Below are 13,686 nucleotides of genomic sequence, written 5' to 3' on the forward strand. Positions count from 1 at the left end.
ATTTGGGCAATCGCTGTTTAAATCTGATGAACTGAGTTTTATCAATGGATTCCCGCCTGCGCGGGAATGACGGCTGATGTACCGGTTCAAATTCATCCGAAACAGTTTGTCGGGGGCTTGAGTCCGCGTAGGTCGGACATCAATGCCCGACCTACGGTTTGAATTTACGTTGTTACTGCGAAAAAGACGATAAAGGTCGTCTGAAAACTGAAAACGAAAACACCATGAATCCTTTAATCACCGACTTCCAAACTCCGCAACAACGCACCCCGGTCATCGTTGCCCTTGATTTTGCCAACGAAAAAGACACGCTCGGATTCGTCCGCAACCTGGATCCGACATTGTGCCAAATCAAAATCGGCAAAGAGCTGTTTACCGCTACGGGACGCAGTTTGGCGGAAAGCCTGATCCATCAGGGTTTCAAACTCTTTCTCGATTTGAAATACCACGACATTCCCCACACCGTCGCGCAAGCCTGCAAAGTCGCTGCCGACATGGGCGTGTGGATGGTCGATATGCACGCATCGGGCGGCCGCCGCATGATGGAAGCCGCCGCCGAAGCTGTTGCCGGATACGGCACGAAGCCGCTCTTAATCGGCGTAACCGTGTTGACCAGTATGGAACAAAGCGATTTGGCGGAAATCGGTTTGAACATCGCCCCTGAAGAACAAGTCATCCGCTTGGCGAAACTGGCGCAAAGTTCGGGCTTGGACGGCGTGGTCTGCTCCGCCCAAGAAGCCGCGCCGCTGCGCCGCGAATTAGGGCAGGATTTTGTCTTGGTAACGCCCGGCATCCGCTTGGACGTTGCCGGCAACAACGACGACCAACGCCGCATCATGACGCCCGCCGAGGCATTGACGGCAGGTTCGACTTATCTAGTGATGGGCCGCCCCGTTACCCAAGCTGCCGATCCGGTAGCCGTATTGCGCGAAGTGAACCGCGTGGCGAACCTTGAAGCAAACTGATTTTCAGACGACCTTACAGGTTGAGGCCGTCTGAAAAAACACAACGGAGGCAATATGCCCACCAAGTTCCAACAAGAAACCCTCAAATCCCGTTTCGCGCAAGCCAAAGTCCTTGTTGTCGGCGACGTGATGCTCGACCGCTATTGGTTTGGCGACGTGTCCCGTATTTCGCCCGAAGCGCCCGTGCCGGTGGCGAAAATCGGACGTATCGACCAACGGGCGGGCGGTGCGGCGAACGTTGCGCGCAACATCGCTTCGTTGGGCGGCAAAGCAGGGCTGTTGTCCGTAACCGGCGACGACGAAGCCGCCGACGCGCTCGACGCGCTGATGGCGCAAAACGGCGTCGCCTCCTATCTGATGCGCGACAAACAAATCGCCACTACCGTCAAACTGCGTGTCGTCGCCCGCAACCAGCAGCTTATCCGCCTTGATTTTGAAGAACATCCCAACCGCGAAGTGTTGGAGCAAATCAAGCAGAAATACCGCGAAGTATTGCCCGAATACGACGCAATCATTTTTTCAGACTACGGCAAAGGCGGCCTGTCGCACATCTCCGATATGATAGATTGGGCAAAACACGCAGGTAAAACCGTATTAATCGACCCTAAAGGCGACGATTACGAAAAATACGCCGGCGCCACGCTGATTACGCCCAACCGCGCTGAATTGAAAGAAGTGGTCGGCAGTTGGAAAAACGAAAGCGAGCTGACCGAAAAAGCGCAAAACCTGCGCCGCCACCTCGACCTGACCGCCGTTTTACTGACCCGAAGCGAAGAGGGCATGACCCTGTTCAGCGAAGGCGAACCCATTTACCAGCCCACCCGCGCCCAAGAAGTTTACGACGTATCCGGTGCAGGCGACACCGTCATTGCCGGAGTGGGTTTGGGGCTGGCGGCAGGCTACACCATGCCCGAAGCCATGCACCTCGCCAATACCGCCGCCGGCGTCGTCGTCGCCAAACTCGGTACGGCGGTTTGCTCGTTTACAGAGTTGAACAAAGCATTGGAAGAGCAGTAATTCCTTTTTCAGACGACCCCGTCTTTCCAAGGTCGTCTGAAACGAGTGCAACGAGTTTCGCCAAAACCAAAAATCAAAGGAAACCCAATATGACCATCATCGTAACAGGCGCGGCCGGCTTTATCGGCAGCAACATCGTCAAAGCCCTCAACCAACGCGGCATTACCGACATCGTCGCCGTCGACAACCTGACCCGTGGCGAAAAATTCAAAAACCTTGCCGAGTGCGAAATCGCCCACTACCTCGACAAACACGAATTCATCCGCCAAGTGCGCGGCCATCTTCTGCCTTACGAAAACATCGAAGCCGTCTTCCACCAAGGCGCGTGTTCCGACACCATGAACCACGACGGCCTCTACATGATGGACAACAACTACCAGTACACGCTCGACCTTTTGGACTGGTGTCAGGACGAACGCATCCCCTTCCTCTACGCCTCCAGCGCAGCCGTGTACGGCAAAGGCGAAATCTTCCGCGAAGAGCGCGAACTTGAAAAACCGCTCAATGTGTACGGCTACTCCAAATTCCTGTTCGACCAAGTATTGCGCCGCCGCATGAAAGAAGGCCTGACCGCCCAAGTCGTCGGCTTCCGCTACTTCAACGTCTACGGACAACACGAACAACACAAAGGCCGCATGGCATCCGTCGCCTTCCACCATTTCAACCAATACCGCGAACACGGTTACGTCAACCTGTTCGGAGCCAACGACGGCTACGGCAACGGCGAACAAACCCGCGACTTCGTCAGCGTCGAAGACGTCGCCAAAGTCAACCTCTACTTCTTCGACCACCCCAATCTCTCCGGCATCTACAACCTCGGCACCGGCCGCAGCCAACAGTTCAACGAACTCGCCGCCGCCACCGTCAACGCCTGCCGCGCTGCCGAAGGCAAACCTGAATTGAGCTTAAAAGAGCTGATAGAAGAAGAACTTATCCGCTACTTCCCCTTCCCCGACGCGCTCAAAGGCAAATACCAAAGCTTCACCCAGGCCGACATTACCAAACTGCGCGAAGCCGGATACAAGGAAGAATTTTTGGATGTCAAAGAAGGCGTAGAGCGCTACGTCAAATGGATGCTGGAAAATCTGGCTTAATTTGAAATGCCCATAACAAAGGTCGTCTGAAAATATCAGGCGATTTTGATTTGTTTAACTTTTATATAGATTTCGATTATGACCGAAATACAACAACGCGCCCAACTGCACCGCCAAATCTGGAAAATCGCGGACGAAGTACGTGGTGCGGTGGACGGCTGGGACTTTAAACAATACGTTCTCGGCACACTTTTCTACCGCTTTATCAGCGAAAACTTCACCGACTATATGCAGGCTGGCGACAGCAGTATTGATTATGCCGCTATGTCCGACAGCATCATCACGCCCGAAATCAAAGACGATGCCGTCAAAGTCAAAGGCTATTTCATCTACCCCAGCCAGCTTTTTTGCAATATTGCCGCCGAAGCCCATCAAAACGAAGAGCTCAACACCAAGCTGAAAGAAATTTTTACCGCGATTGAAAGCTCCGCCTCCGGCTATCCGTCCGAACAAGACATTAAAGGTCTGTTTGACGACTTCGACACCACCAGCAGCCGACTCGGCAGCACCGTTGCCGACAAGAACAAACGCCTTGCCGCCGTCCTCAAAGGCGTGGCGGAACTCGATTTCGGCAATTTTGAAGACCACCACATCGACCTTTTCGGCGATGCCTACGAATACCTGATTTCCAACTACGCTGCCAACGCAGGCAAATCCGGCGGCGAATTTTTCACCCCGCAAAGCGTCTCCAAACTGATTGCGCGGCTGGCGGTGCACGGGCAGGAGAAAGTCAACAAAATCTACGACCCCGCTTGCGGCTCGGGCAGCCTGCTCTTGCAGGCGAAAAAACAGTTTGACGAGCACATTATTGAAGAAGGCTTCTTCGGGCAGGAAATCAACCACACCACCTACAACCTCGCCCGCATGAACATGTTCCTGCACAACGTCAATTACAACCAATTCCACATCGAATTGGGCGACACACTGACCAACCCCAAGCTCAAAGACGGCAAACCCTTTGATGCCATCGTCTCCAATCCGCCTTATTCCATCAACTGGATAGGCAGCGACGACCCCACCTTAATCAACGACGACCGCTTTGCCCCCGCAGGCGTACTTGCCCCGAAATCCAAAGCCGATTTTGCCTTCATCCTGCACGCACTGAACTACCTTTCCGGCAGAGGCCGCGCCGCCATCGTCTCATTCCCTGGCATTTTCTATCGCGGCGGCGCAGAACAGAAAATCCGCCAATATCTGGTGGAGGGCAACTACGTGGAAACCGTGATTGCCCTTGCGCCCAATCTCTTTTACGGCACCGGCATCGCCGTCAATATCTTGGTTTTGTCCAAACATAAAGACAATACCGACATCCAATTTATCGATGCAAGCGGCTTCTTTAAGAAAGAAACCAACAATAACGTCTTAACCGAAGAATACATTGCCGACATCGTCAAACTCTTCGCCGATAAAGCCGATGTGCCGCATATCGCCCAAAACGCCGCCCAGCAAACCGTCAAAGACAACGGCTACAACCTCGCCGTCAGCAGCTATGTCGAAGCCGAAGACACCCGCGAGGCCGTCGACATCAAACAGCTCAACGCCGAAATCAGCGAAACCGTTGCTAAAATCGAACAGCTGCGGCGTGAAATTGACGAAGTGATTACAGAGATTGAAGCATGAGCATCATCCTATACACCGCCAACGACGGCACTGCCCAATTTGCCTTGCAGGAATTTGGCGGACAGCTTTGGCTGACGCAGGCAGACATGGCAGAACTGTACCAAACCACCAAACAAAATGTCAGCAAACACATTAAAATCATTCTTGCAGAGCAAGAATTGGAAGAGGAGGCAACTGTCAACTTCCAGTTGACAGTTCAAAATGAAAACGGGCGCAAGGTAAACCGCAAAATCGCCCATTATTCCCTGCCCATGATTATTGCCGTCGGCTACCGCGTCCGTTCTGGAAAGCGTTAAAGCGTTGGAAAAAACAGCCGTGCAACAGCTTAAACAGAAAAAAGACGGCAAAAAATAACCGCATTCAGGCTACCTGAAAAAGCAGCCTGCACACCATTTCAGGCAGCCTGAAAGCAGGATGGGCTTCAGCCCGTCGAAACAACAGCAAACGGACAGAGTGAGCCGAAGTCACCCACAACCGCCCCACATCCCGCCGCAGCGGGAAGGAAACGGAAAACAACCATGGATATGCAAAGCAAAGCGAAAAAATTGATTGAGATGATTCAGACGGCACCGGTGGAGTGGAAGCCGTTGGGGGAGGTTGGCCTATTGGTTCGTGGCAACGGTTTGCAGAAAAAAGATTTTACCGAGAGCGGCGTACCGGCGATTCATTACGGACAAATTTACACCTATTATGGCAATCAGACGGATAAGACTCTTTCTTTCGTTTCACCGGAATTGGCGGAAAAACTGAAGAAAGTAGATAAAGGTGATGTGGTAATTACCAACACTAGTGAAAATATAGAAGACGTAGGAAAAGCCCTTTTATATTTGGGAGAAGAGCAAGCCGTTACAGGAGGACACGCAACTATTTTTAAACCAAGCAAAGAAATTGTTGGCAAATTCTTTGTCTATTTCACTCAAACAGAAATTTTTGATAAGGCAAAAAGAAAATTTGCAAAAGGAACAAAGGTTATTGATGTTTCCGCAACCGATATGGCAAAAATCCAAATCCCCATCCCATCATTGGAAACTCAACAAAAAATTGTAAAAATACTTGACAAATTCACCGAGCTGGAAGCTACGCTGGAAGCAGAATTAGCCCTGCGCAAACGCCAATACCAGTATTACCGCGACTTTCTTTTAGATTTTGACAATCAAATCGGGGGGGGGATAGCTGATGGCTATCAATGCCGTCTGAAAGATGTGGTTTGGAAGACGTTGGGGGAAGTGGGTAAATTTACATATGGATATATCGCAAAAGCCCAAGATGCAGGAACAGCTAGGTTTATACGAATTTCCGATATTAATGCTAACGGGAAATTGATACCAAATGGAGAAAAATATATAGATGTTTTGCCAGAATGTAAAAAATATCTCTTAAAGAAAAATGATTTACTCATGGCTAGAACAGGAGCAACATATGGAAAAACAATGATTTTTAGTGAAGATTATCCTGCGGTATATGCAGGTTTTTTGATCAAGTTAGATTTTGACAAAAATATTTTAATTCCTAAATATTATTGGCACTTTGCACAGGGAGAATTGTTTTGGCGACAAGCTAATAAATTAGTTTCAGGCGGAGGACAACCTCAACTTAATGCGAATGCATTAAAGATGATTAAAATCCCCATCCCCCCAATCCCCGAACAAGAAAAAATCACCGCCATCCTCGACAAATTCGACATCCTGACCCACTCCATCAGCGAAGGCCTGCCGCACGAAATTGCCCTGCGCCGCAAACAATACGAATATTACCGCGAACAGCTGCTTGCCTTCCCCAAGGCTGCCTGAAAAAGCAGCCTGCACTTTTTCAGGCAGCCCAATCCGAACATCAAACCGTTTAACACCCGACACTGCAAAGGACGACTCATGAACCTCGAAACCAAACCCATCGCCGAAACGCCGAATTTCATCGTGCTCGACCAATATGAAAAAATCGAACAGTCGGGCAGCTACCAATCGGAAAACCAGTTGGAAGCGGAGTTGATCGCCGATTTGCAGAATCAGGGGTACGAATACCGCAAGGATTTGAACAGCCAAAGCAGGCTGCTGAAAAACCTGCGCGCGCAGTTGCAGCGGCTGAACGATGTGGCGTTTTCAGACGGCGAATGGGCGCGGTTTTTGACGGAATATCTGGACAGGCCGTCTGAAAATATTACCGATAAAACCCGAAAAATCCACGACGACCATATTTACGATTTTGCTTTTGATGACGGCCGTCTGAAAAACATTTATCTGCTGGACAAGAAAAACCTTGCCCGCAACCATGTGCAGGTTATCAACCAGTTTGAGCAGACGGGCACGCATGCAAACCGTTATGACGTTACCGTGTTGGTAAACGGTCTGCCACTGGTGCAGATTGAATTGAAAAAGCGCGGCGTGGCGGTGCGTGAAGCATTCAATCAGGTACACCGTTACAGCAAAGAGAGCTTCAACAGCGAAAATTCGCTGTTCAAATTCCTGCAAATCTTCGTGATTTCCAACGGTACGGACACGCGCTATTTCGCCAACACCACTAAGCGCGACAAAAACAGCTTCGATTTCACGATGAATTGGGCACGGTCGGACAATTATCCGATTAAGGATTTGAAAGACTTTACCGCCACATTCCTGCAGAAAAGCGTATTGCTGAGCGTTTTGCTGCATTACAGCGTGTTCGATGCGAATGATACGCTGCTGATTATGCGGCCGTATCAGATTGCCGCCGCCGAACGCATTTTGTGGAAAATCAACAGCTCTGCGCATGCGAAGAATTGGAGCAAACCGGAAAGCGGCGGCTATGTCTGGCACACCACGGGCAGCGGCAAAACGCTGACCAGCTTCAAGGCGGCGCGTCTGGCGACGGAATCGGCGTTTATCGACAAGGTTTTCTTCGTGGTGGACAGGAAGGATTTGGACTACCAAACGATGAAGGAATACCAACGTTTTTCGCCCGACAGCGTAAACGGTTCGGAAAGCACGGCGGGCTTGAAACGAAATTTGGAAAAAGATGACAACAAAATCATCGTTACCACCATCCAAAAGCTGAACAACCTGATGAAGAGTGAAGATAATCTGCCGGTTTATCACCAGCAGGTTGTATTTATTTTCGACGAATGCCACCGCTCGCAATTCGGCGAAGCGCAAAAAAACCTGAAAAAGAAATTTAAAAAATTCTGCCAGTTCGGCTTTACCGGTACGCCGATTTTTCCCGAAAACGCTTTGGGCGCGGAAACCACGGCGGGCGTATTCGGGCGGGAGCTGCATTCTTATGTGATTACCGATGCCATCCGCGATGAAAAAGTATTGAAATTCAAAGTGGATTACAACGATGTGCGCCCGCAGTTCAAAGCCGTGGAAGCGGAACAGGACGAGAAGAAACTGAGTGCCGCCGAAAACCGCCAAGCCCTGCTTCACCCCGAACGCATCCGCGAAATCACGCAATATATCCTGAACCAGTTCAGGCAGAAAACTCACCGGCTGAATGCGGGCGGCAAAGGCTTTAACGCCATGTTTGCCGTCAGCAGCGTGGATGCGGCGAAGTGCTATTACGAAGCGTTCAAAACACAACAGGCAGGCAGCCTGAACCCGCTGAAAGTGGCCACCATTTTTTCCTTTGCGGCCAACGAAGAGCAGAACGCCGTCGGTGAAATTGTCGATGAGACCTTTGAACCGGAAGCGATGGACAGCAGTGCGAAAGAATTTTTGCAGGCTGCCATCAACGATTACAACGCCTGTTTCAAAACCAATTTCGGTACGGACAGCAAAGCCTTTCAGAACTACTACCGCGATTTGGCAAAACGGGTGAAAAACCAGGAAGTGGATTTGCTGATTGTGGTCGGCATGTTTTTGACGGGTTTTGACGCGCCGACGCTGAACACGCTATTTGTCGATAAAAACCTGCGCTATCACGGCCTGATGCAGGCGTTTTCTCGCACCAACCGCATTTATGATGCCACCAAAACCTTCGGCAACATTGTCTGCTTCCGTAATTTGGAGCAGGCAACCATTGATGCGATTACCCTGTTTGGCGACAAAAACACCAAAAATGTGGTGCTGGAAAAAAGTTACGAAGAATACATGAACGGCTATACCGACAGCCTGACCGGCGAAGCGCGGCGCGGTTATTTGGATGTGGCAAAAGAATTGCGCCAACGTTTCCCCGATCCCGACAAAATCGAAACGGAAAAAGACAAAAAAGATTTTGCCAAGCTCTTCGGCGAATACCTGCGGGCGGAAAACGTATTGCAGAACTACGATGAATTTGCTGCGCTGCGTGAGTTGCAGAATGTGGATGCGGCGGACGAAGATGCTATGAAGGCGTTTCAGGAAAAATACTACCTGAACGATGAAGACGTGCAGGAAATGCGGCAAGTGCCGATGCCCTCTGAAAGGGCAGTGCAGGATTATCGCTCTGTCTACAATGACATCCGCGACTGGCTGCGCCGCCAAAAAGCAGGCGAACAGAAAGAACAGTCAAAAATTGATTGGGACGATGTGGTTTTTGAGGTGGATTTGCTCAAATCACAGGAAATCAATCTGGATTACATCTTGCAACTGGTTTTCGAGCATCACAAAAAAATCAAAGGCAAAGCGGAGCTGGTGGAAGAAATCCGCCGCATCATCCGCGCAAGTATCGGCCACCGCGCCAAAGAGAGCCTGATTGTGGATTTCATCAACGATACGGATTTGGACAAAGTACCCGACGTTCCCACCATACTGGAAACCTTCTACACCTATGCGCAAGAGGTGATGAGGAGTGAAGCAGCAGAGCTGATTGCCGCCGAAGGTTTGAACGAAACCGCCGCCAAACGTTATTTGACCGGCTCGCTCAAACGCGGCTATGCCAGCGAAAACGGCACGGAACTGACCGAAGCCCTGCCGAAAATGAGTCCGCTCAACCCGCAATATCTGACGAAGAAACAAAGTGTTTTTCAGAAAATTGCGGCGTTTGTGGAGAAGTTTAAGGGGGTGGGAGGAAATCTCTAAATCAAAAAGGTCGTCTGAAAACTCAGATTTAAAGTTTTCAGACGACTTTTTATTGAACCGTTACCTTATTCAGCGATATAGGGAAACGATGGTTTCGGCGGCTTTGACGCAGCTGTCGACATCGGCGACCAAGGCGATGCGGACGTAGCCTTCACCGGGGTTGCCCCATTCGGTATCGCGGGCGAGGAAGCGGCCGGGGAGGACTTGGATGGCGGCTTTTTGCCAGAGATTTTTGGCAAATGCCAAATCATCGCCGTTCGGTACTTTCAGCCAGATATAGAATGATGCGTCGGGCAGTTTGACATCGAATGCCTGTTGCAAAATGGGGATGACGCGGTCAAATTTTTCCTGATACAGGCGGCGGTTGGCGATGACGTGTTCTTCGTCGTTCCATGCGGCGATGCTGGCGCGTTGGACGGGGATGCTCATTGCACTGCCGTGGTAGGTGCGGTAGAGCAGGAAGTTTTTAAGCAATTCGACATCGCCTGCGACAAAGCCGGAGCGCAGTCCGGGAACGTTGGAACGTTTGGAGAGGCTGGTGAACATGACGATATTGCGGTTGCTGCGCCCTAATTGTGCTGCCGCCTGTAAGCCGCCTATGGGTTTGTTGCCGTCGAAATAGATTTCGGAATAGCATTCGTCGGAAGCAATGATGAAACCGTATTTGTCTTGCAGATCAAAGATTTCTTGCCAGTCTTCCAGTTGCAGGACGCTGCCGCTGGGGTTGTTGGGCGAGCAGACGAACATGACTTTGGTGCGTTGCCATACGTCTTCGGTGATGCTTTTCCAATCGGGCTTGAAGGACGGGGCAGGGCAGTTGGCAAAACGGATTTCGCCGCCGCCGAGAATGGCTGCGCCTTCGTAGATTTGGTAGAACGGGTTGGGGCTGAGGACGATGGGTTTGAGGTCGTCTGAAACGGGGTTTAAGACGGTTTGAACGAAGGAAAACAAGGCTTCGCGGCTGCCGAGTACGGGCAGGACTTCTGTATCGGGGTTGACGGTCAGTCCGTCGTAACGGCGGCGCATCCAGTCGGCACAAGCTTGGCGCAGCTCGGGCAGACCTGCGGTCAGGGGGTATTTTTCCAGTTCGTGCAGCGAGGCGGTCAGCGCATTGGTGATGACTTCGGGGGTAGGGTGTTTCGGTTCGCCGATATGCAGGTGGACGGGGGTGACGCCTTCGGGAGGGTTAACGCCCTGCATGGCTTCGCGCAGGCGGGCAAACGGATAGGGTTGGAGCTGGTCGAGTGGTGGGTTCATGGGTGTTCCAAATGTCTATCGAGACGGTCATCTTAGCATTTTTTATGCGGATTTTGTTGACAATGTGTGCAGGAAAAGGGAGGCAGCGTTAGGAAAAGGTCGTCTGAAAATCGGTTTCAGACGACCTTTTTAAGCATCACGCGATTTGCAGGCAAAATATATTGGATTAACTTTAAACCAGTACGGCGTTGCCTCGCCCTGTCCTGATTTAAATTTAATCCACTAAAAAAGGGCACATTGAAATATGCCCTTTTTTAGCGTTCATCTGCGGGTATGAATTATTTGGCTGCTGCGGGAAGAGCACCGTTAAGCAAGTATTGGATGGTTTCTTGAACCGTGCGGATGGCGTTGCCAAACGGTAACGGGTCTTTGCCTCGGAAAAACAAGCCTTTATCGACTTCGCCACGGAAGGCGGCGGAGAGTTGGATGTCAATGCAGAATTGTCCGGCTTTTGCCAAACCGTCGCGCAGGCCGCAGCTGGTCAGACAGTTCAAGCCTTGCGTACAGCGGCGCGGGTCGGCTTTGGCATTGGCTTGTAGCTTGGATTCGCGCTTGATGTAGCTGTCCAGGAATTTGGTGCGCACACCGCGTGCGGGCAGTCCGGCGACGGACATAAATTCGACAACATGCTCGGTTTCTGCGCCTGCCAGCGTTTTTTTGAAGTTGATGTGGGCATCGCCTTCCTCGGTAACCGCAAACGCCGTGCCGATTTGGACGGCGGATGCGCCCCAGTTTTTCAGCGCGGTTTTGACTTTTTCAAAGTTCGCCATGCCACCGGCGAGGATGAGCGGGATTTTTTCACTTTCAAGACCTAAGTTCTTGAATACTTCGAAAGTTTCTTCGATGACGCGTTTGAATTCAAACTTGGCATCGTTCACACCTGCCACGCTTGCCGCGCCCAAGTGTCCGGCAGCGTGTGCGGGATGTTCGATAACGATGGCGTCGGGCAAAACACCTTTTTTCATCCAGCGTTTCAATACGATGCCGATACCGCGCGATTCGGACAAAATCGGGAACAGGGCGACATCTTTGTGATAACCCTCGGTCATTTCGGGCAAATCCAGCGGCAATCCCGCGCCCATCACAATCGCGTCCGCCCCCGATTCGCAGGCTTGGCGGACGTAAGCAGCGTGGTCTTTGACGGCTTTCATGACGTTGACGGCAATCATGCCTTTGCCGTTTGCGTCGGCTTTGGCTTTTTGGATTTCGCGGTCAAGCGCGGTGCAGTTGAGTCGGGTGTATTTTTCTTCGCTCGGATTGATTTTGGATTCGGCGAGCAGGTCGTCATGCAGGTGGCGCAAATCAACGCTGGCAATCGTGCCGACACCGTTTTCGCGGGCGACCGCGCTGGAGAGTTTCGATGCGGAAACGCCCACGCCCATCCCGCCTTGGACGACGGGAATCAATGATTTGCCTCGGATGTGCAATGGGTCGAAGTTGTTTTGCATGTATGGGTTCCTTGATGGTTGCGGGTGGTGTTTTTAATAGACGGGTATCTGTATCGAAGTTGCTTTTATCGGCTAAATGACGCCTGTTTTAAGATTTTAGTAATTATACTCTAATCAAATGGGAAATTAGAGTTTTAATACAGTTTCTTTATTAAAATAATCTTAATATATTGTTAATTAAGAAACTATTGTTTTGAGTGTTGGCGGTGTGCTGCGGCATTTTTGGGACGAATGTGTCGCTTAAAAATCGAAAAGGTCGTCTGAAAACCTGATTGGGCGTTTTCAGACGACCTTTGCTTTGCCGGTAAAGGTTCGGGCTGCTTACGGACGGTTGGCTGCGATATGGTAGCGCGTTTCAAATGCGGCTTCTTCTCCCGCGTCCAGCTTGATTAACCCTAAGCCGTTGTTGAAGCAGTCGGGTGCGCCGCTGAGGTTTTCGATGGCGATGGTGTCGCGGGTCGATGGGGTGAAGATTTGCAGGTAGGGATAGGATGCGTCGGGGTAAATGCTCAGGGTCAGTCCTTTGCCTGAAAGCGTGCAGGCGGCGGGCTTTTGGCGTGCCAAGACAAAGCTGTTGTCCAATTCGATGCCTGCCAGGCTTGAGGTCGTCTGAAAACGGGTGTCGTCGATCATGCTGCCGTCGGGAACCAAATCGGCATCGAAACCCAAGCGTTTGCTGCTGTCGATTTCCAGCGACCAATCGTCGGTTTTGCCGCCGAGTGTGAAATAGGGGTGCCAGCCGTCTGCGAGCGGCATGGCGGTTGCGCCTTGGTTGCGGACGGTGGAGCGGATGCTTAAGCCGTCTGCGCTGAGGCGGTAGCGGACGGTCAGGCTGAAGGGGAAGGGGTAGCCGCTGTCGTCTTGCGCGTAATCTGCACGGATTTCGACTTCGGCGGATTGGCCGTCGGCATGGCTGTTGACGAGGGCAAACTCGCGGTCATACATCAAACCGTGTGCCGCGTGTTCGGCGAGTTTGAATTTGCCGCACTGATACGCTTTGCCGTCAAAGCTGTATTTGCCGTGGCGCAGGCGGCAGGCGTACGGGCTGAGCTTGCCGCTGCGGAACCATTCGGTCAGGCTCTCGCGGGCGTGTTGCGGGGTGTCGTAGGCTTTGACGATGTTGAACCATGTGCCGTCGGGGCGGCGGATTTCGTAGCGGTTGAGCAGCCCGCCGTAGAGATAAATTTCCGCGCGCAAATCGGCTGAGGCGAGCAGCAGGCGGTCGTTGTCGGTTTTGAGTGTGAACATGAAGCGGCTCCTGATGGTGGTTGAGGCAGGGTGTATAAAAGGTCGTCTGAAAAGTTTTCAGACGACCTTT

General features: G+C 51.5%; 9 protein-coding genes and 1 pseudogene. 7 read left to right on the forward strand and 3 right to left on the reverse strand.

Translation table 11 applies throughout. From position 1 onward, the window contains the following. Positions 1–224: 224 nt before the first annotated feature. The 7 genes and pseudogenes from pyrF (at position 225) to HMPREF2954_RS06115 (ending at position 9,663) form a co-directional block, all read left to right on the forward strand. Entirely contained in the window at positions 225–965 is a 741-nt protein-coding gene (pyrF, locus tag HMPREF2954_RS06085) for an orotidine-5'-phosphate decarboxylase (RefSeq protein ID WP_009173597.1), read from the forward strand. Positions 966–1,019: 54 nt separating this feature from the next. Then, positions 1,020–1,982: an ADP-heptose synthase gene (gene hldA / locus HMPREF2954_RS06090; protein WP_052673326.1), complete on the forward strand. Its 963-nt coding sequence runs from the start codon at positions 1,020–1,022 to the stop codon at positions 1,980–1,982. 89 nt (positions 1,983–2,071) lie between these two features. Then, positions 2,072–3,076, forward strand: a complete 1,005-nt coding sequence (rfaD, locus tag HMPREF2954_RS06095; RefSeq protein WP_045072723.1) for an ADP-glyceromanno-heptose 6-epimerase — start codon at positions 2,072–2,074, stop codon at positions 3,074–3,076. A gap of 78 nt (positions 3,077–3,154) precedes the next feature. Next, positions 3,155–4,696 (forward strand): type I restriction-modification system subunit M, encoded by a 1,542-nt coding sequence (locus tag HMPREF2954_RS06100; RefSeq protein ID WP_045072724.1) that lies wholly within the window; start codon positions 3,155–3,157, stop codon positions 4,694–4,696. Beyond that, positions 4,693–4,986: pseudogene (gene rhuM, locus HMPREF2954_RS06105) on the forward strand (RhuM family protein); the annotation flags it as partial. The gene HMPREF2954_RS06100 and the pseudogene rhuM, both read left to right, overlap by 4 nt. A 228-nt stretch (positions 4,987–5,214) precedes the next feature. Further along, positions 5,215–6,486, forward strand: coding sequence for a restriction endonuclease subunit S (locus tag HMPREF2954_RS06110; RefSeq protein ID WP_070689046.1), 1,272 nt, complete (start codon positions 5,215–5,217; stop codon positions 6,484–6,486). 78 nt (positions 6,487–6,564) lie between these two features. Then, positions 6,565–9,663, forward strand: coding sequence for a type I restriction endonuclease subunit R (locus HMPREF2954_RS06115; RefSeq protein ID WP_045072727.1), 3,099 nt, complete (start codon positions 6,565–6,567; stop codon positions 9,661–9,663). 69 nt (positions 9,664–9,732) lie between these two features. Here HMPREF2954_RS06115 and dapC read toward each other — a convergent pair whose 3' ends face one another. The 3 genes from dapC to HMPREF2954_RS06130 form a co-directional block, all read right to left on the reverse strand. Then, entirely contained in the window at positions 9,733–10,920 is a 1,188-nt protein-coding gene (gene dapC / locus HMPREF2954_RS06120; RefSeq protein WP_045072728.1) for a succinyldiaminopimelate transaminase, read from the reverse strand. A gap of 278 nt (positions 10,921–11,198) precedes the next feature. Then, positions 11,199–12,368: an NAD(P)H-dependent flavin oxidoreductase gene (locus tag HMPREF2954_RS06125; protein WP_003778674.1), complete on the reverse strand. Its 1,170-nt coding sequence runs from the start codon at positions 12,366–12,368 to the stop codon at positions 11,199–11,201. Between the two features lie 321 nt (positions 12,369–12,689). After that, positions 12,690–13,616: an aldose 1-epimerase gene (locus HMPREF2954_RS06130; protein ID WP_045072730.1), complete on the reverse strand. Its 927-nt coding sequence runs from the start codon at positions 13,614–13,616 to the stop codon at positions 12,690–12,692. Positions 13,617–13,686: the final 70 nt, after the last annotated feature.

The organism is Neisseria sp. HMSC067H09, assembly GCF_001814135.1.
GTDB lineage: Bacteria > Pseudomonadota > Gammaproteobacteria > Burkholderiales > Neisseriaceae > Neisseria.